This is a genomic window from Arthrobacter sp. 2MCAF15 (genome assembly GCF_052115605.1).
In the GTDB taxonomy this organism is placed as follows: domain Bacteria; phylum Actinomycetota; class Actinomycetes; order Actinomycetales; family Micrococcaceae; genus Arthrobacter.
On the sequence record NZ_JBFRGZ010000010.1, the window covers coordinates 91,745 to 116,082 of the forward strand.

Below are 24,338 nucleotides of genomic sequence, written 5' to 3' on the forward strand. Positions count from 1 at the left end.
TTTTGGACCAAGCTGTCAAGGGCCGCTAGGCGTCGGCGCTCCCGCTGCGACCGAGATTGAACGAACAAGCGTACGTCTTGACTAGCTGATGCGAAGGACACATACTGAATTCGGGCCCCGGCTGCAACGACGAAACCGGCGGCAACTCAAAAACCTTGGAAGGGATTTGCCATGACTGAAGTGGCCTTTGACATCAACCGCAACGTGGACTTGTTCCGCGTGAATCGAGCGGACGAACTGGCCGCGGCGCCGGGGCAGACGCTGAATGCCCGCCGCATCTCCGGCGTCAGTAAGGAAAGCAGTCCGGTTGAGCGACTCTGGTTCGGCAAGGTCTTCACCGGTCCTGGGGAGATCTCGGATGCCCACCACCATGGGGAAGCCAACACGGGAGGGTATGTGCTGAAGGGCCGTGGCTTCATCCGCTACGGCGAGGGCTACAGCCAGATCGTCTACCTGGAAGAGGGTGACTTCGTCTTCGTGCCGCCGTTTATGCCGCACATCGAGGGTAACGCCAGCAAGACCGAGGAACTGGTCTGGATGACCACCCGTACGCCGGACAACATCGTCGTCAACCTGCGCGAACAGAACGTCGTGGACCTCGAAATCGACTACCGTTCCTGATTTCCCCCAAGCAAAAGGGTGGCTACCAAAGGGTAGTCGCCCTTTTTGTTGTCGTTGGTCCAAATATAGGGGCGGCTACCGAACAGGTAGCCGCCCCTTGTCGTTGATAGGTGCCGGTCAGAAGGACCGGGGAAGTCCCAAGTGCTTCTCGCCGATGTAGTTGCGCGTCATCTCGTCAGTAAGCGGCGCGAACGTGTACAGCCGGGCATCGCGGAAGTAACGCTGCATGGGCAGGCCCCGGAAGAACCCCCAGCCGGCCATGACCCGCATGCCAACGTCGGTGGTGGTGGTTGCTGCGTCGGACGCCGCGAGCTTGGCCATGGCGGACCAGGTCTCATTGGTTCCCTCGCTGCCGTCGGACGCTTCTGCTGCCTGGCGCAGGAGGAGCCTGGCGGATTCAATTTTCACGCTGGCATCCACCAGATTGTGCTGGAGCCCCTGGAAGGAGCCCACGGGGCGGCCAAAAGCGTGCCGCTGACGTGCCCATCCGATGGCGGTTTCCATGGCTCCGCGGGCGATCCCCAAAGCCACCGCGGCTCCATTGAGCCGCTCGCCGTTGAGCGTATCCAGAACCTGGCGGAATCCCCTGTCCAGTTCACCCAGGACGTTCGCTGCCGGGACCCGCACGTCGTCGAGGTAGACGTCGCACTGCGCAAGGCCGCGGATGCCCATGGTGTCGATGACTTCGGTCCTGATCCCGGGCGTGGAGCGGGGGAGCAAGAACATGGTGATGCCGTCAATGGCGGAGCGGGTGGTTTCGCTGGTCCGGGCCAGAAGGATCAGGTAGTCCGCGTCCATCGCACCGCCGATCCACTTCTTCTGTCCGGAGATGGAGTAGCTACCGTCGTCCAGGCGTGTGGCGTTGGTCTTCATGGCCCGGGCAACGTCAGTTCCGCCGTCGGGCTCGCTCAGTCCGAAGGACATCTTGGCTTTGCCGGCGTGCAGGGGAGCCAGGAACTCTTCCTGCTGCTGGCGGTTGCCATAGGTGTGAAGGAGCTGGACGCCCATGTACTGGACCACCATGCTCACGGCCACCGACGTGGGGCCGGCGCCGAGTTCCTCAAGAACCACCGCCTGCGCCTGGTGTTTGGGTCCATGGCCGTGGAGCTCGCCGTCGAGCTTGATCAAACCGGCGGCGCCAATCTCGCGGTAGAGCTCGACGTCGTATTCTTCGGCTTCGTCGAACTTGTTGAGCCGCTCCGGCGTGACGTGCTCGGCGAGCATGGCGCGCACACGTGTCCGCAGCGCTGCGAATTCGTCGGGCTCGGAGATTTCGGCCGGCGGTGCCGGGCGGAAATTGTCCTGGATTGTCATGGCCTACTTCCTTTTAATGATGAAGCTGCTGCTGAATGTCATGACGGTGGAACCGTCCTGTTTCAGTACCGAGTAATCAATTTTCCAGATGCCCTGGTCCGGCTTTTTGGTCTCGCGCGCCATGGCTACCGTGGCGTCAACATGGATGGTGTCCCCGATGAACACCGGGGCGAGGGCACGGACTTCATCCAGGCCCAGCCATGCGACCACGTTGCTGAAATAGCCTGTTTGGGTCATCAGGCCCAGGCCCAGGGACATGGTCAGCGGCCCGTGGGCGATGCGCTGTCCGAACGGCGTCGTTGCCGCATAGGTTTCATCCAGGTGCAGGGAGACGACGTCGCCCGTGAGGCCTGCCCACTGGACCAGGTGTGCATCCGTGATGGTCATACCTGCCGTGCGGACCACGTCGCCTGCCACCAGATCTTCCCAGTAGTGGTCAGGGCGGCCTTTGGGTTGCGGCAGCGTGGTGCCGGCCAGTTGGGGATCAATGCTGTGCATGTCTCTCTCCTGTTCGGGTGAATGAGGTCGGAGCCTAGGGGAATCGTAAGTCACCTGGAATAAGACTAGACTAGCGAACGCTTGTTCGTATACTAATTAGGGAACAACAACTCGAATTCCTGGAGGCTCAACATGAGTGAAGCTACGATCGTCGCCCCCGCGCCGGTGCCGGACATCGGAGTCCCCGCAGCAACCGTGCACGAACAACTGACCGAGAAGCTCGCTTCGGCCCGCCTCGGTGGTTCAGAGAAGAACCGCAAGAAGATCGCAGAATCAGGAAAGCTCCTCGTTCGGGAACGCCTGGCAATCCTGTTCGACGACGAAAACTACATCGAGGACGGGCTCCTCGCCCGCTATGAGGAAGGCCTGCCCGGTGACGCCGTCGTCATCGCGTTCGGCCGCGTTGACGGGCGCGAAGTGTGCGTCATCGCCAACGATTACTCCGTCAAGGCCGGCACCTGGGGCAACCGCACGTTCGAAAAGATCACCCAGGCGCAGAAGAACGCTGATGCCGCCGGCATCCCCATCGTTTACCTCTTCGACTCCGCCGGTGCACGCATCGACGAACAGTTCGAGAGCTTCGCCGGCCGCCACGCCTGGGGCAACATCTTCTACAACCAGGTCCAGATTTCCGGTCGTGTTCCCCAGGTTTGTGCCCTTTTCGGCCCGTCGCCTGCGGGTTCGGCCTACGTTCCGGCGCTCTGCGACATGACCATCATGGTCCGCGGGCACGCAACCGCCTACCTGGGATCACCCCGCCTGGCGGAAATGGTCACCGGCGAGAAGGTGACGCTGGAGGAAATGGGCGGCGCCGAGATGCACTGCACGGTCTCCGGCCTGGGCGATGTCCTGGTGGAAAGCGACGAGGAAGCCCTCAACGCAATCCGCGTCTGGCTGTCCTTCCTGCCCGCAAACTGGGAAACCCCCGCGCCGCTGGCCCCCGCAATCGAGCCGCGCCCCGGACGCACCCTGCAGGAAATCGTTCCGCTGCGCGAGGCCGAGGTCTTCGACATGGAGGAATTCGTGGAATCCCTCGTGGACGAAGGATCCTGGTTCCCGTACAAGGAACTGTTCGCTCCCGAGATGCTTACCGGCTTCGCCCGCATCAACGGCCGCCCGGTGGGGCTGGTGGGCAACCAGCCCAGGCACATGGGCGGCTCCATCTTCCCCGACTCCTCGGACAAGGCTGCCCGCTTCATCTGGATCTGCAACGCCTACAACATCCCCATCGTCTTCCTCGTTGACATCGCGGGATACATGATTGGATCTGCCGTGGAGCGCCAGGGCATCATCCGGCACGGAGCCAAGATGATCTTCGCCGTCTCTGAATGCCGGGTTCCGAGGATCACTGTCCTGGTCCGCAAGGCCTACGGCGGCGGCTACCTGGCTATGTCCGGTGCCCCCATGAACCCGGACGCTGTCATCGCACTGCCCACGGCCCGTCCCGCACTGATGGGGCCGGACGCCGCAGTCAACGGCATCTACTACAACCAGATCCACGAGATTGAGGATCCGGCCGAGCGCAAGGCGTTCATCCTGGCCAAGCAAGCCGAGTATGCAGAAGGCATCGACGTCTTCAAGATCGCCAACGCGAACGCTGTAGAAGCTGTGGTCCCCGCCAACGAGCTGCGCGCCGATCTGACCAGGCGGCTGGGCCTGTACTCCAAGCGCAAGATGGTCCCCGTGGAGCGGCGCCAGGCCGTCACCCCGGCCTAAGGCGCGCACCCATGATCAAGGTGGTCGCCGTCATCAAAGCCAAGCCGGAACTGACCCGGGAGGAGTTCCTGCACTTCTGGAACGTTGAGCACCCGGCCTACGTGCGCAAGCTCCCGGGCATCATCCGGTACCGGCAGAACCCCGCAATCGAGCACCGGAAGGCCTGGCCGTACAGCGGCATGGCAGAACTGTGGTTCCGCTCGGTGGCCGACGTCAAGGCCGCGTACGGAGGCTCCGAAGGTAAGGAGCTGTTCGACCATGAGCACCATTTCCTGGAGAGCGTCGAATGGTTCCTTGCCGAAGAAGTCGACGTGCCGCTAGCGGCCGCGGGGGACTGACCGGTGCCCAAACGCATCACCTACCTGGAGAAGCGGGACGGCCTGGCCAGCGACGGCTTTCGCACGCACTGGTCCACCACGCACGCGGAGATTGCCCGTGAGCTGCCCGGCGTGACGGACTACCGGCAGAACCATGTGCTGGAATCCGCGCCGGGACTCGGGGCTGGCCTGTACCGCGTGGACGGCATCGTGGAGCTGTGGTTCGCCGCCGACGACGTCGTGCACGCCGCCTTCGACTCCACGGTGGCGGACCGCCTGATGGTCGATGAGCAGCAATTCCTCAGTGGCCTCACGGGGGGACCGGTGACCGCCGGCGCGCCCCACGCCCCGTGGCCGTTCAAGCTTTGGGTGCTGGCACGCTGGCGCGACGGAATTGACAACGACGTTGAGGCGGTTGACCGCTGGGCGGGGCAGCTGTCTACAACATTCGACGGCGCCCTCGGCCAGGGCGTGAACGTGCTCGTTCCTGGGGCGGATCTGTTGGTCCGCGCGGCCCTGCGCCGCGAGGAACACATTCCTGAGGTTGCCATCTCCTTCGGCTTCGCCGACGAGGCGGCCGCACGTGCCGCCGCCAGCATGCTGCCGGCCCACGTGGACAGGGTCCAGTGTGTCCTGACCGGGCTGCATGCCCGCGTCGCCGAGGAACTCGTCATCATCTGATGGGCGCCGACAGCTGGCAATGCCGCCCGGCCAAAATTCCCGGACTCTACGGAGCCCGGGGATCTTTTTGGTCTGCGTGAATCCAGCCCTAAACCACCGGGGTCAGCCCCGGCACCCCCGCGTGGACGCCGGAGGTTGCCAGATACCGGATGTGGGCGGCCGTCTCGCTCAGGGCCAGCCTGAACTGCAGCGCGCCAAGCGACTCCCAGCCCCGGGACCATGTGAGCTGCCGGGCCACCTCGTGCACCGTGGGCGCGCCCTTGGCCAGGACGTCCAGGACTTCCCGTGAACGCGCCGCAATGTGCTCTTCGAGGACCCTTGCGCGGTGGCCCACGCCACGGAACCGGTATTCGTGTGCAGGGCAGACCTCGTAGTGGTCGTTGCCCGCGATCCGCTGCAGCGACTCAATGTTGTGCCGCAGCGGATCGGTGTCGCCGCGGATCTCCAGGGACACGTTGGGGGAGATGCGGGGGAGGACATGGTCGCCGGACAACACCAGTTCGCCATCGTCATCCCACAGGCAGATGTGCCCCGGGGTGTGGCCCGGTGTTTCCATGATGCGCCAGTTACGTCCGGCCGCGGCCAGGGTGTCAGCGTCGCCCAGCCGCCGGTCGGGGTCGGCGAGGCGGCGCATATCGTGGAGGCCCTGAGGGCTCATGGCGGCTTCGGCCACCCGCCCCTCGGGCACGCCCCAGGTCCGCATGCGCTCGCGGTCCCGTTCCGATTCCGCGTGGGCGTCATCGAACGCGGAGATGTGCCGGCGTTCCTGCTGCCCCAAAGCGATCCACGCGCCGGAGCCCCGCGCAAGGCGCGCCGCCATCCCGAGGTGGTCGGTGGGGAAGTGGGTGGCCACGATCCCGCTGATCTCACGCGGCCCCACGTCCAGAAGGCCCAGGGCAGCCATCAACTGGCCATGTCCCTCGTCGCTGTCAAAGCCGGGATCCACCACCACGCATTCATCGCCGTCGAGCAGCACGTAGCAGAGCGTGTAGCGCATCGGATTTCCGGGAAAGGCAACCGGAACGCTGTGGACGCCGGGCGCCACCACCTCGACCGGCGGGAGGACGCGGCGTTGCCAGGCCTCCTTCTGGGCGGTCCCGGTGATGGTGATGCCGTTGGTCTGCATCGTCTTACTCTGCATGGTTATTGAAAAGCGAAAAGAGCCTGGTGGCGCCGCCGTCGATCAGGAGGTCCGCGCCGTTGATGTTGCGGGCATCGTCCGTCAGCAGGTACGCGATCATGGCGCCGATTTCGGCGGGGTCAACGATGGTCTGGGTGGGGACGCGGCGGCGTACCTGGTCACGGACCTCCTGGATGACCATGGGGGTGTCCACTACGCCGGGGCAGACCGAGTTGATAGTGATTCCGGTACCCCAGAAGTCCTCAAGGAGGGAGCGCGTGAGGTTGGCCAGTCCGGCTTTTGAGGCGGCGTAGCTCGGGTACGGGTAGCCCGTGACGCCGGCGATCGAAGCGATGTTGACGATCCGCCCCCAGCCGGCCTCGATCATTCCGGGGGAAAACGCCTTGATCAGGTTGAACGGACCCACCAGGTTCACATCCAGGGCGCGCCGGAAGGTCTCCGCGGTGCTGTCCGCGAGGTACTTCCGGTCGAGGATGCCGGCCGCGTTGACCAGCGCCTGCACGGGGCCTACTTTGGCGGTCACCTCGGCCAGCAGCGTGCCGACGGCGGCCTCGTCCGCCACGTCGGCGGCAAACGCTACGGCCTTCCCGCCGGAGTCGCGGATGGCCCGGGCGGCCGCCTCGCTGCTCCCGGCGTCGAGGTCCACGCAGACGATGGTGTGGCCGGAGCCGGAGAGGCGGGCATTGATGCCGCGGCACATGCCGCCGCCCGCCCCGGTCACCAGGACATTGAGGGAAGTGCTGCTCATGATGCTGTGTCTCCTTCAGGAGTTCGAGTCGGAGCGCCCGGCGTTGGGAACAGCGGGTCAGGTAATGCTTCTTGCCAGCGGGGATAGTCGGTGTAGCCCTCGGGTCCGCCACCGTAGATGCCCGTGGGGCGCAGGGGCTCCAGAGGTGCCTGTGCCCGGAATCGGTGCGGGAGGTCGGGGTTGGAAATGAACAGCCTGCCGAAGCCCACCAGGTCCGCGATTCCGTCGGCAAGGAGCTGTTCGGCGGAAACCTGGTCATGTCCGCCCGTGACGATGACGACGCCGTCGAACAATCCTGCCAGTTCGGCGGTGGGGATGGAGGCGGCCGGCCGGTCCACGGTGGTGGACCCCGCGATCTCGGGTTCCACCAGGTGGAGGTAGGCGATTCCCAAGTCACTGACAAGGCGCACCACCGAGGAATACAGGGTGCGTTTGTCCGAGTCGTTGGCGTCCATCCAAACCGAGGACGGCGAGAGGCGGACGCCGATGCGTTCCATGGGAAGGTGGCGGGCCACCTCGGTGACTACCTCGCGCAAGAACCGCATGCGGCTTTCGAGGGAGCCGCCGTAGTGGTCGGTCCGGCGGTTGGACCCGTCGTTGAGGAATTGATCGATCAGGTAGCCGTTGGCGGCGTGCAGCTCCACGCCGTCGAATCCGGCCCGGACCGCGTTCCGGGCCGCCGCTCCGTAAGCCTGGACAATCCCGGCGATCTCCTTCGTTGTCAATTCGCGGGGCGTCTCGTAAGGGATCCTGCCGGCCGCACTGCGGTACGGGTAACCGGTGATGGCAACGGGTGAAGGCGCCTTGGGAGGCAGGCCGTCCGGCTGGACGCTGGAATGGGACTGCCTTCCCACGTGCCACAGCTGGGCGTAGACCACGGCGCCCTCCCGCTTTGCGGCCTCCACTACCGGCCGCCAGGCGGTCACCTGATCCGGGGAGTAGAGCCCGGGAACCCGGGGGTAGGCCGAGGCCTGGGGCGTGATGACGGCACCCTCGCTGATCACCAGGCCTGCACCGGCACGTTGCCCGTAGTACTCCTCCATGAGTGGCGTAGGCACGCCGTCATCGTCGGCGCGGCTGCGGGTCAGCGGTGGCAGCACAATACGGTTTCGAAGCGGTTGGCCTCCGAGGGAGAAGCTGTCAAACAGGGTGCTCTGGCGTTCCAAGGATGTCTCCTACTGGCTTACGAGCGTTCGTACGTCTAAAGTGAGTTTGGCGGATGTTGGAAGCCATGTCAATATCCCGCCCCTAAAAGCGGACGCTTGTTAGGATTGACGGAGATATGACCGACACGATCACTGAGGGGGAGGTCAAGATGACCGTCCGAGCGGAACGAAACACTGCCCAGACCATCCGGGAAGGCGCAGCCAAGCTTTTTTTCGAGCGTGGTTACGATGCAACCACGCTGCGGCAGGTGGCCTCGTCCGCGGGGCTCAAGGTCGGCAGCCTCTACAACCACATCGACAGCAAAGAAGACCTCCTGCTGCAAATCATGGGAGGCATCATCGATGACCTGCTCGAGCGCGTCCGGCAAGCTGTCGCTAACGCCGACGGAGGGGACAGTGTCGATCTCCTCCAGGCTGCCTTGGCTGAGCACATCACCTTCCACGCGGAACGTGCCCAGGAAGTCTTCATTGGCAACGCGGAGCTGCGCTCGCTGCCCCAGGGGGCACGTGATGTGGTCATCAAGAAGCGCGCCGACTACGAATCGTTCCTGGAGGCCCTGGTGTCCGCCGCGGGGCAGGCTGGACTCGCGGACGTCATCGACGCCAAAATCCACGTTTACAGCTTTGTAGCCCAGGCCACCCATATCGCAGGCTGGTTCAAGCACGGCGGCCGGTTCTCGCTCGAGGAGATTGTCCGGATCTACACGCGCCTGGCGCTGCGGGAGCTGAAGGTCGTGGACGCTGACGAACGCGTCGGGCGGGTGGTCCTGGACAGCTCAGCCACATAGGCCGCCGAGGCACCGCCTCGCGCCGTTTTCGGGCACCGCCAAAAACCGGAACGCCCGGCTGGATTATCCAGCCGGGCGTTCCGGTCTTAAAGCTGGGTTGCCGCGTCAGGCCATCGACGTCAGACGAGCGGCGGTCAGTGCTCCTCGTGCAGCGATTGCTTGAACCGCTCCGGCAGCGTCAGCGTGGCAATGACTGAGATGAACACCAGGCTGAGGGCGATGGCCGTGAGGGCGGCCGTTCCGTTCTCGGTGTTCTGGAAGATCCAGGCCGCAATGAACGGGATGGGGGCGCCGAAGATTAGGCCGGCGAGGGTCATGCCGAGGGCTGAGCCGGTGTAGCGCATGCTCGTCGGGAGCGATTCCGAGAAGAACGCCGCCTGGGTCCCGGCAGTTACCTGGATGCCGCACAGGGCCAAGGCGATGATCGCGACGCTGGCGGGGTAGTTCATGGAGTTCATGATGGGGAACATGGTGCCGGCAGCTACACCCTGCAAGGCAAGGCCGAGGAGGAAGGTCTTCTTGCGGCCGATGCGGTCGCTGAGCTTGCCGCCGAAAATAGCGGCCGGGATGGAGATCAGGTTGGCCACGAGCAGCAGGCCGAAGGTGATCGAGTTTTCGTAACCGAGTTCCTTGGTCAGGTAGTTCACGGCGTAGGTGACGCTGATCCAGAACAGCCCCGCGGACGCAGCCCAGGACAGCACCAGCTTGATGACGGTTCCCGGCTTCTTCGCGATCACGGCCAGGGCACGCTCCTGGGGAACCAGGGACTCGGCAGCTTTCCTCTGGTTCTCCTTGAAAGCCGGAGTTTCTTCGACCCGCTGGCGGATGAATACGCCCACCACGAGCAACAGCACACCCATCAGGAAGGGGATCCTCCAGCCCCATGCGGCAAAAGCGTCCTTGGAAAGGAACATCGCCAGCCCGGTAAGGGTGATCGAGGCGAAGGTCTGCGCCAGCGGAGAGCCGGTGGCAAGGATCCCGCCGAACAAGCCTCGATGGTTGGTGGGCGCGTGCTCGACGACGAGCACTTGAACGCCGGTGGCCTCGCCGCCGAGGGCGAAGCCCTGGAGGAAGCGAAGCACCACCAGGAGCGTCGGGGCAACAATTCCCGCCACGGCGTAGGTGGGCAGCAGGCCGATCAGCACCGAGGACACGCCCATGAGGATAAGGGTGAACATCAGGACGTTGCGTCGGCCGATCTTGTCGCCCAGGGCACCGAAGACGATTCCGCCGAGGGGTCGGGCCACCATGCCGGCCCCGAAGGTGGCAAACGAGGCGAGGATCGCCGAGTTCGCATCAAAGCTGGGGAAGAAGAGTTGGGGGAAGAGGGTTGCCGACAGGGTGCCGTACACCGCGAAGTCGAACCACTCCAGTGCGGTGCCGAACGTGCCGCTCGCCACGGCGGTCCTTGCTGTCTTCGGATCGAACGTCGGTGCTTCGCGCTCCAAGAGCGGCGGGGGCTGAACAGGATTTGTCAATTCCGACATTGGAACTCACTCCTTGGATAGGTGGAAAGTCAGTGGCGTTCGCCGGTCTCCGTCGTGTGCAGCGAGCCGCAACCACACTCCGCATCCTCTTCGTCAGGGAGGGCTCGGACCCTATGGGGCAATATACCCGGGGTGCGATGGAGAAGAACAAGCGTTCGTTCATGAACAAGCGTTCGTACGAAGTGTAGGGTGTGATGTGGATCTCGCGCAAGAGCCGCCGGGGGATGTCTCTCCGCACCCGCCTGCCGATCGATCGGCGCCCCCAGGCGTGGAGCTGGAGCCCCCTTGCGGACGGAATCAACTCATACTAGACTTTCGAACGAACGCTTGTTCGTTGAAGAATAAGCCCTGTGGAGTCCGGCTTGCCGGACCCGCACCAGCCACACCGAGGAGCAAGCATGCGAACGATTGGTGAGTGGATCAAACTCAACCACCGGCGCTATCCGACGCGCGAAGCCATCGTCGACGGCGCCCGCCGGCTGACCTTCGCCGAGCTCGCCGAGAGCGCATGGGGCCTGGGAAGGGGCCTGCGGGACGCCGGCATCGGCGCGGGTCACACGGTGGGGGTGCTGGCCGGAAACTCGACCTTTAATGCCGAAGTCTTCTTTGGGGTCGCGGCCGCCGGAGGCACCTACGTCGCCTACAACTGGCGTTGGGCATCGGCGGAGCTCGCGGCCGGCATCAAGGAGACCGGCGCGAAGATCATCCTGGTGGAGGAACGGCTCATTCCCAACGCGGTAGAGGCCCTGGAAATACTGGGCCGAACCGAGCAGGAACTGCCGCGGCTGGTTCGCCAGGGTGCCGAGGTCGACGCCCTGCGCACCGGATCCGGTCCGCTGGAGGATGTCACCACACTGGACAGCCCGCTCTGCATCATCTACACGGGAGGAAGCACTGGTACGCCCAAGGGCGTGGTCATTTCCCAAAGGGCAGCAGCAGCCAACGCATTCAACGAAATGTACGACTGCAGGATGGGCAGCCGCCCCGAGGAACGCGGCCTGATCATCACACCGTTCTTCCACTCGGCGGCACTGCTGTGCTGGCTGGTCCCGCACTTCATCGCCGGTGCCACCAGCGTGATCGCCGAGAAGTTCAATGACGAACTCATTGTGGATCTGGTGGGGCGGGAACGGGTCACCAATACGTTCCTCATCCCGAACATGATGCGCCGGCTGATGGAAAACGGCGTCTTTGCGGACCCGGCCATCAAGACCTATCTTAAGGCGGTCCATACGGGCGCCGGCCTGCTGCGGATGCCGGACAAGCAGCTTTTCACTGACCTGCTCCCCGACGCCGAACTGTACTTCCGCTACGGCCTCACCGAGGCAGGGCCCATGGTCACCCGGCTGAAGCCGGCAGACATGCTGGATCCCGCCGTCGACGGTTCGATCGGCACCGAGTACCTGCTGGCCGAGGCGCAGCTCCAGGATCCGTTCGGCGAGCCGGTTCCCCCGGGTGAACTCGGCGAGATCTGCGTCAAGGGCCCGTCCCTGATGACCGGCTACTACGGCCGGCCCGAAGCTACCGCCGAGGCCTTCCGCGGCGGCTGGCTCCACACCGGAGACCTGGCGGTGCAGGACGAGCGAGGGTATTACTTCTTCCGGGACCGGCTGAAGGAAATGATCAAGACCGGTGGGGAGAATGTCTATTCCGCCGAGATCGAGCAGGCGCTGTACCTGCACCCCGCCGTCCTGGAAGCAGCTGTTGTTGGTGTCCCGGATCCGCGCTGGGACGAGGAAGTGCGGGCCGTCGTCGTGCTCCGCAGCGGACTGCAGGCGAACGGCGAAGAACTATCCGCCTTCCTCCGCGGGCACCTGGCAGGCTACAAGATTCCAAAGAAAATCGTCTTCATGGGTGCCGACCAGCTGCCGCGGTCCGCGGCCGGAAAGCTCGTCAAGGCTCAGCTGAAATCGAATCTGGGATGGGGCGCATGAGGCTCGCAACCATTCGGATTGAAGGCGGCACCGCAGCAGCCGTCGAGGTGGACGGTGCCCTGGCGCTCTTGCCGTTTGCAGACGTCGGCGAATGGCTCCGTGCCGGTTCGCCGGCAGTGGACCAGTACGACGACGGCACACGCCTTGCGATTGACGGGGCCGACTTCGCGCCGCTGGTCACCGCCCCCGGAAAGATTGTGTGCGTCGGGCTCAATTACCGCGAGCACATCCTTGAGATGGGCCGGGAACTGCCGCAGCACCCTACGCTCTTCGCCAAATTCTCGGACGCCCTGATCGGCGCCAATGATCCCATCGTCCTGCCGCCGGGTTCCGAATCCGTGGACTGGGAGGCCGAGCTCGCCGTCGTTATCGGAAACAGGGTCTCGCGGGCCTCGGCCGAGGAAGCCGCGGCGGCGATCGCCGGCTTCACGGTGGCAAACGACATCTCAGCCCGCGACTTCCAGCGCCGGACGCCCGAGTGGCTGCAGGGCAAGACCTTCGACGCCACCACCCCGCTGGGGCCGTTCCTGCTGACGGCCCATGACGCCGGAAACGCGCCGGACCTGGAGATTTCCTGCACGGTGGATGGTGCCGCCAAACAAAAGGCGCATACCGGCGACCTGGTGTTCAGCCCCGTTGACCTGGTCCGCTACATTTCCGCGATCACCACGCTCCACCCGGGCGATGTGATTCTCACCGGCACGCCGGGAGGCGTAGGCGACGGCCGCACTCCCAAGGAATTCCTCACCGACGGCAGCGTCGTCACCACCTCGATCGACGGCATCGGCGAATGCCGCAACGCCTGCATCCTGCGCTGATTCCGGCGCCCTAGCTCTAAGGACAATCATGTTCACTAAAATCCTGATCGCTAACCGCGGCGAAATCGCCGTCCGGGTGGCACGCAGCTGCCGCACCCTGGGTATCGAGTCCGTTGCCGTTTATTCGACGGCGGACGCCGCGTCCATGCACGTCCGGGCGGCGGACACTGCCATTGACCTCGGCGATGGTCCCGCCAGCAGCAACTACCTGAGCATCCCCAAGATCATCGCGGCGGCGCTCGAGTCGGGTGCCGAGGCCATTCACCCGGGCTACGGCTTCTTGTCCGAGAACCCGGAATTCGCGTTGGCCGTTGCGGACGCGGGCCTGACATTCATCGGACCGTCCGCGCATGCCATCACCACCATGGGCGGCAAAGTGGCTGCCCGCGATGTGGCGATCCGCGTCCAGGTCCCCCTGGCACCGGGCACCGATGGAGCCATTGCCAGCGCGGCCGCCGTCGAGGCGTTCGGCGCCGAACACGGCTACCCCGTCCTGGTGAAGGCCTCAGCTGGTGGGGGCGGACGCGGCATGCGCCGCATCGACTCCGAACCACAGGCCAAAGAAGCCTTCGACGCCGCCGTCCGTGAAGCCACAGCGGCCTTCGGCAACGGCGAGGTCTACCTCGAGCGGTACCTCACCCACGCACGCCACGTTGAGGTCCAGGTCTTCGCCGACACGCACGGAAACACCGTCTACGTGGGTGACCGCGACTGCTCCGTGCAGCGCCGCCACCAGAAGCTGGTGGAGGAGTCCCCGGCCCCCGGTCTCTCCGACACCCTGCGCCGGAACATGGGCGAGGCCGCCGTCCGGCTGGCCCGCGAGGTTGGTTATGTCGGCGCCGGCACCGTTGAGTTCCTGGTGGAGGACGAGAAGTTCTACTTCCTCGAAATGAACACCCGCATCCAGGTGGAACACCCGGTCACCGAAATGGTGCATGGTGTGGACCTCATCGCTGAGCAGATCCGCGTGGCAGCGGGCGAGGAGCTGTCCATCATGGGCAACCTGACGCCCAAGGGTGCGGCCATCGAGGCACGCATCAACGCCGAGGACGTCGCGGAAGGCCGGTTCCTGCCCGCCCCGGGTCCGGTGGACCTCCTCACCGCACCCGTTGGCGAGGGCCTGCGGTTCGATGCCGGCTACGAGTCCGGCGACACGGTGCTGCCGCTGTACGACAGCCTCATCGGCAAGCTGATCGCCTACGGCCCGGACCGCGAGACGGCCATCAAGCGCCTGCTCGGCGGCCTGGAGCGGCTGCAGATCGAGGGCGTACCCACCACGGCCCCCGCCGCACAGACGATTGTTGCGCACCCGGATTTCCAGGAGCTTCGCTTCAGCACCTTGTGGCTGGAAGAGACCGTTGACTTCACGGAACCCGAGCCCGTGGACCGCGCCAATGTGGAGGTGGGCGGACGCTTCTACATCATCCCCACGTTCAACGACTACGGCAGCGCGGGCGGCTACGCCAACGCCGCCCCCGCCTTGGCCGATCCGTCAGCCGCAGATCCGGCGGCCGCCACCGGCCGGACGCGGCAGGCACGGGCCAAGCGCGAGAAAGTCAGCGACGGAACCGTCAAGGCACCGATGCAGGGCACCATCATCAAGATCAACACGGCCGCCGGGCAGAGGGTGGCCAAGGGCGATGTGCTGTTCGTCCTGGAAGCGATGAAGATGGAGAACCCCATCACCGCGCCGGCCTCCGGCGTGGTCGGTGAGATCACCGCCGTCGTGGGCGATTCCATGGCCGCCGGCACCCTGCTGACCAAGATCACCGAGGAGGTGGCGGCATGAAGCCGTACCGTTCGCTGCTGTTTGTCCCCGGCCACAAACGGGACTGGATCGACAAGGCGCTGAACTCCGAGGCCGACGCCATCATCATCGACCTGGAGGACTCCGTCCCCGGGCAGGACAAGGAACTGGCCCGCACCAACGCCCGCGAAGCCCTGGAAGCCCACGACGGCTCAAAGGGCATCCTGGTCCGGCCCAACGCCCTGGACACCATCTTCTTCGGACGAGACGTGGCCGACGTGACCCACCGCAACCTGACCGCGTTCCTGCTCCCCAAGCTGTTCTCCCGCGATGACGTGGTCCGGTTCGACGCGCTGGTGACGGCGGCGGAGCTCGATCACGGTATCGACCGCGGAACCGTTGAACTGGTGCCCTCCCTCGAAACTGCCGCCTCCATCAATAAAGTGGATGAGATCCTGGCCGGCCCGCGGGTTGGCGGGGTGATGGCAGCGGCCGCCAAGGATGCGGACGTCTCCCGGGAGGTCGGCTTCCGCTGGACCGCCGCGGGAATGGAGACGCTGTACCTCCGGAGCAAAGTGGTGGTGGCGGCCCGTTCCGCCGGCATCCGCACCATTGTCCTGGGGCTCTGGCAGGAGGTGCGGAACCTGGAGGGGATGCGCAGCTTCGCGCAGGACAACAGCGGCCTGGGCTACACCGGGCAGGTGCTGATCCACCCCTCGCACGCTCCGATCGCCAACGAGGAATACGGCCTCACCGAGACGTTGAAAGGCTACTACGAGGGCCTGATCGAGGCTTTCGAGGAAGGCCAGCGCAACGGCCACGGGGCCGTCTCCTACCGCGGGGACCACATTGACCTGGCACACGCCAACCACGCCCGCGAGGCTCTCGCCCTCGCCGCTGCATAACCGCTACCTACAACCCACCCAAGCAAAAGGAGGCCAGTCATGGCCGGAATGTATTTCGAGGATTTCACCGTCGGAGACGTCATCAAGCACGACGTCACCCGCACCGTCACGGAGACGGACAACCTGCTGATCACTGCACTGACCATGAACGTCCAGCCGCTGCACCTGGATGCGGAGTTCGCCAAGAAGAGCATGTTTGGACGCCAGATCGTCAACAGCATTTTCACCCTGGGCCTTGTCACGGGAATCCCCGTCCAGGACACCACCCTCGGCACTACCCTGGGAAATCTTGGCTTCCGGGACATCGAGTTCCCCAAGCCGGTGTTCTTCGGTGACACGCTGCGTGTGGAGACCGAGGCCTTGGACAAGCGTGAATCGAAGTCGCGTCCGGACACCGGAATTGTGGGCATCGAACACCGCGGCTACAACCAGGACGGCGAACTGGTCTGCGTCGTGCGCCGGACGGCGCTGATGCTGCGCCGCGCCGGTCAAACGGCGGAAGCAGTGGCCCCCAGCCATTCCTAGTGGGTTGACTCACGCTCTGACTGGCCCAGGTCGCCGCAGGAGGTGACAGGATAGGAGGACCTGCACCAGCACAGCAAAGGGCGGATCATGGCCAAAGGAATCTACGTCAGCGCGACCACCCCGGGCTCCGGCAAGTCCCTCATAGCGCTGGGCCTGGCGGACACCCTGCACCGGCACGCGGACCGGATCGGATTCTTCAAGCCTGTGGTGCATGGCAACGACGCCGCGGCGGACCCCATGGTGGCCCTGATGAAGGCCCGATTCGACCTCGACGACGAGCGCTGCCGCGGCGGCCTGACGGTTGCCGAGGTCCGGGCGCTGCTGGCCGAGGGGAACAGGGCGGAGATCGATTCCCGGTGCGTGGAGATCTTCGCCGAGATGTCCCGCCACTGCGACGTGGTGATCGTGGAGGGAACGGACCTCACCGGCCAGGACGCCGCCGTCGAATTCGACCTCAACGCCCGCCTCGCGAACAACCTGGCGGCCCCCATCGTGGCCGTGGTGGGCGCGAAGGGGCTCACGGTCGCGGAGGCCGCCGACGCCGTCGAGGTTGCCCGGAAGGAACTGGCGGCGGAACGCTGCAGCCTCCTGGCGATCATGGTGAACCGTGCCGACCCGGAGAATGTGGACGGGATCGCAGCCGCCGTGAAGCCCGGCGCGTCCGGCCGCCCCGTGTACGTCTTCCCGGAGCTGGAGGACATCGCCCGGCCCACCACCGGGGAGGTGGCCTCGGCCCTCGGGATCCGCCAGGTCGCCGGCCGGCCGGACATGGAACGCGACGTGCACGCGATCAAGGTGGCGGCCATGAACGTGGCCAACTTCCTGCACGTGCTCGACGACGGCGCCCTGGTGATCGTCCCCGGCGACCGTGCGGACGTGATGGTCGCGTGCCTCGCGTCCTCCTTCTCGCCGGAGTTCCCGGTGCCGTCGGCGCTCATCCTCACCGGCGGCCTGGCCCCGGACCCCAACATTTACTCGTTGCTGGCGCAGGCGCCGTTCCCCGTGTTCGCGGCCCCGGACGACACCTACACCACCGCCAAACGGGTCTCCGAGGTCCGCAGCGAGATCTGGTCGGGGCACCGCCGCAAGGTGGCCTCGGCCGTGGGGCTGTGGGCGAAGCGCGTGGACGAGGCCGAGCTGGTGGAGCGGCTGCACCTGCCGCGGCTGGAGCGGATGACGCCGCTGCGGTTCCTGCACGACCTCATCGAACGGGCCCGGCTGCAGCGCCGGCACATCGTCCTGCCCGAGGGGAACGACGTGCGGATCCTTCGGGCCGCCGAAATCCTGCACCGGCGGGACGTCTGCGACCTCACCATCCTGGGCAACGAGTCGGCGGTCCGGGAGCTGGCGTCCACCCAGGGCATCGACCTCTCCGGCATGAACATCGTGGACCCCGCGACGTCGGAGCTGCGCCAGCAGTTTGCCCAGAAGTACGCGGAGCTGCGGGCGCACAAGGGCGTGGACCTGGCCCGGGCATTGGAAGTCATGCTCGATGGCAGCTACTTCGGCACCATGATGGTGCAGCTGGGCGTCGTGGACGGCATGGTCTCCGGGGCGGCGCACACGACGGCACACACGATCAGGCCGGCCCTGGAGTTCGTCAAGACCCGGGACGGCGTGAAAATCGTTTCCTCGGTGTTCCTGATGCTGATGCCGGACCGGGTGCTGGTGTACGGCGACTGTGCGGTCAATCCGGACCCGAACGCCGAGCAGCTGGCGGACATCGCGCTGGCCTCGGCCGAGACGGCCCATCAGTTCGGCGTGGAGCCGCGGGTCGCCATGCTGTCCTATTCCACCGGCGGGTCCGGCACCGGGGAGGCGGTGGACAAAGTGCGGCAGGCCACCGAAGTTGTGAAGACACTCCGGCCGGACCTCGCCGTCGAAGGCCCCATCCAGTACGACGCCGCCGTGGACGCCGCGATCGCCGCGTCCAAGATGCCGGGCTCGTCCGTGGCCGGGCAGGCGACCGTGTTCATCTTCCCGGACCTGAACACCGGCAACAACACCTACAAGGCAGTCCAGCAGTCCTCGGGTGCTGTCGCCGTCGGGCCGGTGCTGCAGGGCCTGCGCAAACCGGTCAATGACCTCTCGCGCGGCTGCACGGTGGAGGACATCGTCAACACCGTGGCCATCACGGCCATCCAGGCCCAGTCGGCCGAGGACCAGCCGGCATCCGAACAGCCCGTCGAAGCCAAGGCTTAGGAGGCCCCATGCTTGTGCTCGTCATCAACTCCGGCTCGTCCTCGCTCAAGTACCAGGTGCGCGACGTGGAGGCCGGCAGTGTGCTCACCGAAGGCCTGGTCGAAAAGATCGGCATGGGGACCGGCGGTGAGGGCGACGGCCAGCCCGAGGGCCCGCGCGACCACGCGGAGGCGCTGGAACAGGTGGACGCGGCCATCCACGCAGCGCTGGGGGACCGGGTGCTCGACGCCGTGGGCCACCGGGTGGTGCACGGCGGGGAGCGCTTCGCCGAGCCGGTGCTGGTCAACAACGAGATCACCCGGGCCATTGAACGGCTGAACCCCCTCGCACCGCTGCACAACCCCGCCAACGTCCTGGGCATCCGCGCGATCGCGAAGAAGTGGCCCGAGCTGCCGCAGGTGGCCGTGTTCGACACCGCCTTCCACCGCACCCTGCCCGAGCACGCCTGGCGTTATGCGGTGCCGGAGGAGCTCTACACGAACCACGGGATCCGCCGCTACGGCTTCCACGGCACCTCGCACGAATACGTGGCGCACCGGGCGGCGGCGCTGCTGGATGTTCCGGTGGAGGAGTTCGACGCCGTCATCGCCCACCTGGGGAACGGCGCCTCGGTCACGGCGATCCGCGGCGGCCAGTCCATCGACACCTCCATGGGATTCACGCCCCTTGAGGGCCTGGTCATGGGTACGCGCTCCGGCGACCTCGATCCGTCCATCCTGGTGTTCCTGGGCCGGACCGGCTGGTCTCCCGAAGACTTGGATTCGATGCTGAACCGGCAGTCCGGGCTTAAGGGCCTGGCCGGGAACAACGACATGCGCTCGGTGGTGGAGGCCGCCGAGGCCGGTGACGCCAAGGCCGCGATGGCCCTGGCGGTCGCGTCCTACCGGCTCGCGAAGTACATCGGCGGCTACCACGTGGCCGTCGGGGGCGCCAAGGCCCTCGTGTTCACGGCGGGGATCGGTGAGAACTCGCACCAGTTCCGCGCCCTGGTGGCGCAGCGGCTCGGTGCCCTCGGCGTCGAGCTCGACGCCGGGCTGAACCGGGAACGGTCCAGGGAACCCCGGGTCATTTCCACTCCGACGTCGGCCCTGCCCGTCCTGGTGGTCCCCACCGACGAGGAGCGGGCCATCGCCGAGGCGACGGCCGCCGTGGTCGCCCGGGCATCGGTTGCCCCGTAACCGCCCAACTAGCTCGCAGCAGGGGCCGTTTTGAGCCCCCAAAACGGCCCCTGCTGCGAGTCAGTTGGGCGACGGGTAGCGTTGGGGGAATGACGGACCCCAAACCCCTGCCCGCGCTGCCCCTCCGCACCGAACGGCTGGTGCTGCGGCGCTTTGAAGCCTCCGACCTCGATGCCTTCCACGCCTACCACTCGCTGCCCGAAACCGCCCGGTTCCTGCCTGGCGAAGCGAAGAGCTATTCCAAGTCCATGGAAACCGTGGGACGGTACGCCAACTTCGAGTTCGAGAAGGAGGGCGACTGGGTGGCACTCGCCATCGAGGCCGCGGACTCGCCCGGGCTACTCGGCGAGGTGGTGCTGAAGTGGCTGGAAGGCCGCGGGCAGGCCGAGATCGGCTGGAGCCTGGCCCCGGAGGCGCGCGGAAAAGGGTACGCGGCGGAGGCCGCCGCGGCGATCCTCAAGCTCGGCTTTGAGGACCTGGGCTTCCACCGGATCGACGCCAAGCTCGATGCCCTGAACACGGCCTCGGCGGCGCTCTGTGAACGGCTCGGCATGCGCCTGGAATCACGGCAGGTGGACAAATGGCACTACAAGGGCGAATGGGCCACGGAAGTGGTGTACGCCTTGCTCTCGGACGAATGGAAGGGCCGGTAACGGGGTTCTCGGAGCCTCAGGGCGCGGGGAAGCCCCGATTTGAGGGAATGCCGACCTGACAGGAGCGGCGATATGACGCGGATGGCCGGAATGACAACCTCATTCCGGCCATCTGCGTCAGATCGGCCGCGGTTCTGGTCCCCGCGCTAGGGTGCCAGCGGCGCGGTGGACGCGGGCGCGGGTGGGGCAGTGCCCGATGCCGGAGCCGGCGCAGTCGGTTGCTCCGCCGCCGGCGCCGTGGCACCCGAGCCGGCACCGGAGCCGGGGGCGGGAGCCGACGACGCCGGACCGCCGGGCGGCGCGGTCGGCACAGCGCCGCCGGACGGCGCCGTCGTCCCGGAAGTCCCCGTCGTGCCGGAAGTCCCCGTGGCGCCGCTGCCTCCCGGTGACGGCGCCGCCGTGCCGGAAGTCCCCGTGGCCCCGGGCGAGCCGGTGCTGCCGGCTCCGGACGGCGCACCCGGAGTGGCTTCGGATGAGGCACCCGGAGTGGCGCCGGGCGTTGCACCCGGTGTCGGGCCCGTTCCGGAGGACCCGGCCGGGGTGGCGCTGGGATCGGCCTTGATGAGCGCCATGATCTGTTCCTTGTACGCGCTGAGCCGGCCCTGGATCTCCGAGAGCGGCCGGTTCCGCAGATCCTTGCCGTAGGCGGCGATCTCCTGCCACAGCGCGTTGAGCCTGGCCGTGCCGTCGCTGCTCAGGGGCCCGTCGAGGGTGAGTACCAGTTGGCTGGCCAGGGCGTAGGTCAGGCACCGGAGGCAGTTGTAGTTGGCCGAAGCGGAGAGGTTTTCCGGGACGATCACATTGGTCTGGCCCACGATCAGGACCACCTGGAAGCCCACCGCCACGGCGGCGCAGTCCGCGCAGCTGGCAAAGGCGTAGGCCTCATTCCTGGTGTCCACGGTCTCGCCGTCGTCCGCCCAGACCAGGGCGAAGGCAACGTCGTAGACCACGGAACCGTCGGTGGTGTTGACCGCGAGGGACTGGTTGCCGTCGCCGTCGGGGGCGGCCGGCCTGTCGAAGGGAAACACCCAGGAAGGGGCAGTCGGCGCCGCGGCGCCGGCCGTGCCAGGCGTGCCTGACGTGCCGGCCGCCCGGGGCACCAGGACCATGCTCAGCTGCGGCTCGTCGCGGGCGGGTTTCCGGGCACCCTCCGGCCACAGGGCAACGGTGCGTCCCGGCCGGCCCTCTGCCATCCGGGCCGTGGACGCGGCCGGGAAGACCACCGTGGTGGCGTCGGCCAGGGTGCCGCGCTCGTAGGACTGGATCGGCCGGTAAGTGTCGGCGCCGGGCCACCAGGCCCAGGCGAGGCCGGCCGCCACAGCCGCGACCGCAACGATTGCGGTGGCGCGCTGCAAAGCTTTGCCGCGGGTCTTCTGCCACAGCCCCGTGGCCAGCTGGCGGACCAGGCGCAGCAGAATGTAGAAGACGCCCAGCACCGGCAGTGCCAAACAGGCGATGGCGAGCACCCGCACGGCGGCGTCGGCGAAGTCCCCGGCGCCAATGCTGTGGGAGAGCATGGCCTGCTGCTTGAGGCCGTTGTCCCAGGCGGTGCCCAGCACGCGCGGCAGGGTCAGCACCATGGTGGCCATGCTGAAGAGCAGCAGGGGTACCGTGACCAGCACCCAAACGGTGACCACGGCCCGCGCCCACGGTTTCAGGAGCCTGGCTTCTGGGGCTGTCTTTCGCCAGGGCACTAGTGCCAGCAGGGTCGGTTTGATGCGCTGGAACAGGTCCGGGACACCGGTGGCGTCGGCCAGGATGTGATAGCCGTCAAACCGGACCAGCGGCATCAGCTGCCGGACCATCTGCAGGATCTGGGTAACCACCACCAGCAGCAGTGCATCGAAGCCGGTGGCCCACCAGATGCCCATGATCGCGACGGCCACGATCGCGTTGAAGTACAGCCCGCCAAGATCGGTGCGCAGGCGGCCGCCCCGCCCCAGCCGGTAGGAATCGGTGACGTCGGTGTAGAAGGCCGGCCACATCAGGTACAAGCCGGTGCCCATCGCGCCGGGTGTGGCTCCGCCGCGGCGGGCGGCGGCGGCGTGGCCGAACTCATGGAACCCGGCCGAGAGTACCGTGACCAGCAGGATCAGAAGCACCAGCCCTGGGTTGGCGAAGGCTTCATGCGTGGCGGAGGCCAGCCCCTTGACCATCAAAACCCACCAGCACGTGGCCAGGAATGCGGCGGTCACGGCCACCACAATCAAGGGGTTGAACAGCCTGGCGAACGGCGCCGTGAGCTTCCGGGTGCGGTCCGGATCGGTCACCGAGTAGCGGAAGCGCATCCCCAGCAGCGGGTTCGATTTCTTCACCGCGGGCTCGGACCCGTCCGCCAGCCGCAGGAGGCCCAGGGGGAGCAGCTGGGAGCTGATCAACGTCCTGACGTTCCCGGCACTGACCAGCCGTCCGAAGCTGTTGCTCACATGCCCGGCGATTTCCTCGGCGCCCCGCCGGCCGTCGATCGCCTCAAGCACCAGGTACAGCAGCCGGGTGAGCTGGATGGTCTGCCCGTCGGCGCGGCGCACCAGGGACGGCGGCTCCTTGTAGCCGGATCCCTTCGCCTCGCCGATCAGCTGGACGCCGGTGGCCAGCACCGGAACCTCCTGCACCGGAACCTCCTGCACCGGAACGTCCTGCACGCTGACGGCAACGTTCGACGCCGGGCCGGCAGCTTCGGCGGCTGTGCCGACTCCGCTGGCGGCGGCCGGGACCGGAGGGCCGTCCTGCCCGGACGGCCCTCCGTGCGCACTGTTCATCTGGGAGTCACTGCTTCAGGTCGGACTGCTGGTCAGCCGACGCCGTGGCATCGCCATGGATGTCCTGGTTGATGATGGCATCCTGATGGGCGACGGCGAACGCGTTGCTGTCGATTGAGCCGATGTTGGCGCCGACGGCGGCGTCGATCGGTGCAGCCACGTTGGCGTTGGCGGCCACCGCACCGTTGATGGGTGCGGCGATGCCCGCGTTGGCGTCCAGGTTCACGTCGACGTTGAGCAGGTTGCCGTTCAGGGCGCCGGCGCCGGCGGCCGCTCCGGCCGCATCCGTGGGCAGCGCGCCGCCCAGGTCCGGGGCCGTGCCACCGGGGAGGATGCCGCCGTCGGTGGGGCTGCCGGAAGCCGGGGCTGTATCCGCGGCGGCCGGCGCGGCGGCGGAAGCTGCGCCGGGATCCGCTGCAGCTGAGGCATCCGTGCCGGTGCCCTGGCCAATGACGCTGTCCTGGGTGGAATCTGCTGTGGCATCGCCCGTGACGCCCTGATCGATGATGGTTCCCTGGTCGGCGAGCGCCTGTGATTCGGACCCAAAGGAGAGAACGTTTGCCGACGCAGCCGCGTCAATCGGGGCGGCAACGTTGGCGTTGGCCGCGATGCCGAGGTCGATCGGCGCGGCGGCGCTGATGCCCAGGTTCAGGTCGGCGTTCAGGTCCAGGACGGAGGCGACCTCCTTGTCCGGAAGGGCCGTGCCGCCCTCCGCCATCAGCTCATCATCGGTCAACGGGGTCATTCCCTGCTCAACTCCCACAATAAACTCCATCTCCGGCACCGTGTGCCCGGTAAAAGCCCTCGGACGCCCCGCCCCCAGCGGACGGGTTCCACGTCGAAGTGCCTATCATGCCAGTAAATAGTAAGCATGATGACCAATTGGGCGGTAGTGGGCTCCCAGATGATCCCGGATGCACTGCCTCACCACGTCCGACCCCTCCCGCCTCGCAGCCCCGTCCCCACCCATTTGACACAGATGGCCGCCAAGAGGGGTCTCATAGCGGCCATCCGTGTCGAATGGGTGGGGCGAATGAGTGGGGCGAATGGGTGGGGCGAACGGGTGGGGCGAACGGGTGGGGCGAACGGGTGAGGCGAATGGGTGAACGGGCGAACCCCGAGGCGACCCGGCGCGCCGGC

The 24,338-nt window shown here is 66.5% G+C and carries 21 protein-coding genes; 13 read left to right on the plus strand and 8 right to left on the minus strand.

The window, feature by feature from the left end:
- The first annotated feature begins 171 nt into the window (after window positions 1-171).
- Window positions 172-621 carry a cupin domain-containing protein gene (locus AB4089_RS13175; protein ID WP_441409734.1) on the plus strand — a complete coding sequence of 150 codons (450 nt, stop codon included), beginning with the start codon at window positions 172-174 and terminating at the stop codon, window positions 619-621.
- 117 nt (window positions 622-738) lie between these two features.
- Here AB4089_RS13175 and AB4089_RS13180 read toward each other — a convergent pair whose 3' ends face one another.
- Together AB4089_RS13180 and AB4089_RS13185 are read right to left on the minus strand one after the other, a co-directional pair.
- Window positions 739-1,935 carry an acyl-CoA dehydrogenase family protein gene (locus tag AB4089_RS13180; protein WP_441409735.1) on the minus strand — a complete coding sequence of 399 codons (1,197 nt, stop codon included), beginning with the start codon at window positions 1,933-1,935 and terminating at the stop codon, window positions 739-741.
- Between the two features lie 3 nt (window positions 1,936-1,938).
- The gene (locus AB4089_RS13185) at window positions 1,939-2,433 is read right to left on the minus strand and encodes a MaoC/PaaZ C-terminal domain-containing protein (RefSeq protein ID WP_441409736.1); all 495 of its coding nucleotides are present in this window, start codon (window positions 2,431-2,433) and stop codon (window positions 1,939-1,941) included.
- A gap of 132 nt (window positions 2,434-2,565) precedes the next feature.
- Between AB4089_RS13185 and AB4089_RS13190 the strand changes: the two genes are divergently transcribed.
- The 3 genes from AB4089_RS13190 to AB4089_RS13200 are packed head-to-tail and all read left to right on the plus strand — an operon-like array spanning window position 2,566 to window position 5,147.
- Entirely contained in the window at window positions 2,566-4,149 is a 1,584-nt protein-coding gene (locus AB4089_RS13190) for an acyl-CoA carboxylase subunit beta (protein WP_441409737.1), read from the plus strand.
- 11 nt (window positions 4,150-4,160) lie between these two features.
- Window positions 4,161-4,487 (plus strand): EthD family reductase, encoded by a 327-nt coding sequence (locus AB4089_RS13195; protein WP_441409738.1) that lies wholly within the window; start codon window positions 4,161-4,163, stop codon window positions 4,485-4,487.
- A 3-nt stretch (window positions 4,488-4,490) separates the two neighbouring features.
- On the plus strand, window positions 4,491-5,147 hold the full coding sequence (locus AB4089_RS13200; protein ID WP_441409739.1) for an EthD family reductase: 657 nt from the start codon (window positions 4,491-4,493) through the stop codon (window positions 5,145-5,147).
- Between the two features lie 88 nt (window positions 5,148-5,235).
- Here AB4089_RS13200 and AB4089_RS13205 read toward each other — a convergent pair whose 3' ends face one another.
- From AB4089_RS13205 to AB4089_RS13215, 3 genes are read right to left on the minus strand one after another with little or no spacing between them, the layout of a single operon-like run.
- On the minus strand, window positions 5,236-6,273 hold the full coding sequence (locus AB4089_RS13205; RefSeq protein WP_441409740.1) for an MBL fold metallo-hydrolase: 1,038 nt from the start codon (window positions 6,271-6,273) through the stop codon (window positions 5,236-5,238).
- 4 nt (window positions 6,274-6,277) lie between these two features.
- The gene (locus tag AB4089_RS13210; protein WP_441409741.1) at window positions 6,278-7,036 is read right to left on the minus strand and encodes an SDR family NAD(P)-dependent oxidoreductase; all 759 of its coding nucleotides are present in this window, start codon (window positions 7,034-7,036) and stop codon (window positions 6,278-6,280) included.
- Window positions 7,033-8,202 (minus strand): alkene reductase, encoded by a 1,170-nt coding sequence (locus AB4089_RS13215; RefSeq protein ID WP_441409742.1) that lies wholly within the window; start codon window positions 8,200-8,202, stop codon window positions 7,033-7,035. Before AB4089_RS13215 ends, AB4089_RS13210 begins: the two co-directional genes overlap by 4 nt.
- 116 nt (window positions 8,203-8,318) lie before the next feature.
- Here AB4089_RS13215 and AB4089_RS13220 point away from each other — a divergent pair, with 116 nt between their 5' ends.
- Window positions 8,319-8,990: a TetR/AcrR family transcriptional regulator gene (locus AB4089_RS13220; protein ID WP_441409743.1), complete on the plus strand. Its 672-nt coding sequence runs from the start codon at window positions 8,319-8,321 to the stop codon at window positions 8,988-8,990.
- A gap of 134 nt (window positions 8,991-9,124) precedes the next feature.
- Here AB4089_RS13220 and AB4089_RS13225 read toward each other — a convergent pair whose 3' ends face one another.
- On the minus strand, window positions 9,125-10,477 hold the full coding sequence (locus AB4089_RS13225) for an MFS transporter (RefSeq protein ID WP_441409744.1): 1,353 nt from the start codon (window positions 10,475-10,477) through the stop codon (window positions 9,125-9,127).
- Between the two features lie 398 nt (window positions 10,478-10,875).
- Here AB4089_RS13225 and AB4089_RS13230 point away from each other — a divergent pair, with 398 nt between their 5' ends.
- The 8 genes from AB4089_RS13230 to AB4089_RS13265 all read left to right on the plus strand — a co-directional run bounded on the left by AB4089_RS13230 (window position 10,876) and on the right by AB4089_RS13265 (window position 20,439).
- Window positions 10,876-12,411, plus strand: coding sequence for a class I adenylate-forming enzyme family protein (locus tag AB4089_RS13230; RefSeq protein WP_441409745.1), 1,536 nt, complete (start codon window positions 10,876-10,878; stop codon window positions 12,409-12,411).
- On the plus strand, window positions 12,408-13,229 hold the full coding sequence (locus AB4089_RS13235; protein ID WP_441409746.1) for a fumarylacetoacetate hydrolase family protein: 822 nt from the start codon (window positions 12,408-12,410) through the stop codon (window positions 13,227-13,229). The genes AB4089_RS13230 and AB4089_RS13235 overlap by 4 nt, the downstream gene beginning before the upstream one ends.
- Before the next feature lie 28 nt (window positions 13,230-13,257).
- Window positions 13,258-15,018 carry an acetyl/propionyl/methylcrotonyl-CoA carboxylase subunit alpha gene (locus tag AB4089_RS13240; protein ID WP_441409747.1) on the plus strand — a complete coding sequence of 587 codons (1,761 nt, stop codon included), beginning with the start codon at window positions 13,258-13,260 and terminating at the stop codon, window positions 15,016-15,018.
- Window positions 15,015-15,881, plus strand: coding sequence for an HpcH/HpaI aldolase/citrate lyase family protein (locus AB4089_RS13245; RefSeq protein WP_441409748.1), 867 nt, complete (start codon window positions 15,015-15,017; stop codon window positions 15,879-15,881). Before AB4089_RS13240 ends, AB4089_RS13245 begins: the two co-directional genes overlap by 4 nt.
- A 39-nt stretch (window positions 15,882-15,920) precedes the next feature.
- Window positions 15,921-16,406: a MaoC family dehydratase gene (locus AB4089_RS13250; RefSeq protein WP_441409749.1), complete on the plus strand. Its 486-nt coding sequence runs from the start codon at window positions 15,921-15,923 to the stop codon at window positions 16,404-16,406.
- Window positions 16,407-16,493: 87 nt separating this feature from the next.
- Window positions 16,494-18,608, plus strand: a complete 2,115-nt coding sequence (gene pta / locus AB4089_RS13255) for a phosphate acetyltransferase (RefSeq protein ID WP_441409750.1) — start codon at window positions 16,494-16,496, stop codon at window positions 18,606-18,608.
- 8 nt (window positions 18,609-18,616) lie between these two features.
- Window positions 18,617-19,786: an acetate kinase gene (locus tag AB4089_RS13260; protein WP_441409751.1), complete on the plus strand. Its 1,170-nt coding sequence runs from the start codon at window positions 18,617-18,619 to the stop codon at window positions 19,784-19,786.
- Between the two features lie 89 nt (window positions 19,787-19,875).
- Window positions 19,876-20,439: a GNAT family N-acetyltransferase gene (locus AB4089_RS13265; RefSeq protein WP_441409752.1), complete on the plus strand. Its 564-nt coding sequence runs from the start codon at window positions 19,876-19,878 to the stop codon at window positions 20,437-20,439.
- A gap of 146 nt (window positions 20,440-20,585) precedes the next feature.
- Here the strand turns inward: AB4089_RS13265 and AB4089_RS13270 are convergent, their stop codons facing one another.
- Window positions 20,586-23,198: a hypothetical protein gene (locus AB4089_RS13270; protein WP_441409753.1), complete on the minus strand. Its 2,613-nt coding sequence runs from the start codon at window positions 23,196-23,198 to the stop codon at window positions 20,586-20,588.
- Between the two features lie 7 nt (window positions 23,199-23,205).
- Entirely contained in the window at window positions 23,206-23,943 is a 738-nt protein-coding gene (locus tag AB4089_RS13275; protein WP_441409783.1) for a peptidoglycan-binding protein, read from the minus strand.
- Between the last annotated feature and the right edge of the window lie 395 nt (window positions 23,944-24,338).

Coding starts and splice junctions, on each gene's coding strand:
- AB4089_RS13175 (WP_441409734.1), top strand. CDS start 172: ATGACTGAAGTGGCCTTTGACATCAACCGCAACGTGGACTTGTTCCGC.
- AB4089_RS13180 (WP_441409735.1), bottom strand. CDS start 1,935: ATGACAATCCAGGACAATTTCCGCCCGGCACCGCCGGCCGAAATCTCC.
- AB4089_RS13185 (WP_441409736.1), bottom strand. CDS start 2,433: ATGCACAGCATTGATCCCCAACTGGCCGGCACCACGCTGCCGCAACCC.
- AB4089_RS13190 (WP_441409737.1), top strand. CDS start 2,566: ATGAGTGAAGCTACGATCGTCGCCCCCGCGCCGGTGCCGGACATCGGA.
- AB4089_RS13195 (WP_441409738.1), top strand. CDS start 4,161: ATGATCAAGGTGGTCGCCGTCATCAAAGCCAAGCCGGAACTGACCCGG.
- AB4089_RS13205 (WP_441409740.1), bottom strand. CDS start 6,273: ATGCAGACCAACGGCATCACCATCACCGGGACCGCCCAGAAGGAGGCC.
- AB4089_RS13210 (WP_441409741.1), bottom strand. CDS start 7,036: ATGAGCAGCACTTCCCTCAATGTCCTGGTGACCGGGGCGGGCGGCGGC.
- AB4089_RS13220 (WP_441409743.1), top strand. CDS start 8,319: ATGACCGACACGATCACTGAGGGGGAGGTCAAGATGACCGTCCGAGCG.
- AB4089_RS13225 (WP_441409744.1), bottom strand. CDS start 10,477: ATGTCGGAATTGACAAATCCTGTTCAGCCCCCGCCGCTCTTGGAGCGC.
- AB4089_RS13230 (WP_441409745.1), top strand. CDS start 10,876: ATGCGAACGATTGGTGAGTGGATCAAACTCAACCACCGGCGCTATCCG.
- AB4089_RS13235 (WP_441409746.1), top strand. CDS start 12,408: ATGAGGCTCGCAACCATTCGGATTGAAGGCGGCACCGCAGCAGCCGTC.
- AB4089_RS13240 (WP_441409747.1), top strand. CDS start 13,258: ATGTTCACTAAAATCCTGATCGCTAACCGCGGCGAAATCGCCGTCCGG.
- AB4089_RS13245 (WP_441409748.1), top strand. CDS start 15,015: ATGAAGCCGTACCGTTCGCTGCTGTTTGTCCCCGGCCACAAACGGGAC.
- AB4089_RS13250 (WP_441409749.1), top strand. CDS start 15,921: ATGGCCGGAATGTATTTCGAGGATTTCACCGTCGGAGACGTCATCAAG.
- pta (WP_441409750.1), top strand. CDS start 16,494: ATGGCCAAAGGAATCTACGTCAGCGCGACCACCCCGGGCTCCGGCAAG.
- AB4089_RS13260 (WP_441409751.1), top strand. CDS start 18,617: ATGCTTGTGCTCGTCATCAACTCCGGCTCGTCCTCGCTCAAGTACCAG.
- AB4089_RS13265 (WP_441409752.1), top strand. CDS start 19,876: ATGACGGACCCCAAACCCCTGCCCGCGCTGCCCCTCCGCACCGAACGG.
- AB4089_RS13270 (WP_441409753.1), bottom strand. CDS start 23,198: ATGAACAGTGCGCACGGAGGGCCGTCCGGGCAGGACGGCCCTCCGGTC.
- AB4089_RS13275 (WP_441409783.1), bottom strand. CDS start 23,943: ATGACCCCGTTGACCGATGATGAGCTGATGGCGGAGGGCGGCACGGCC.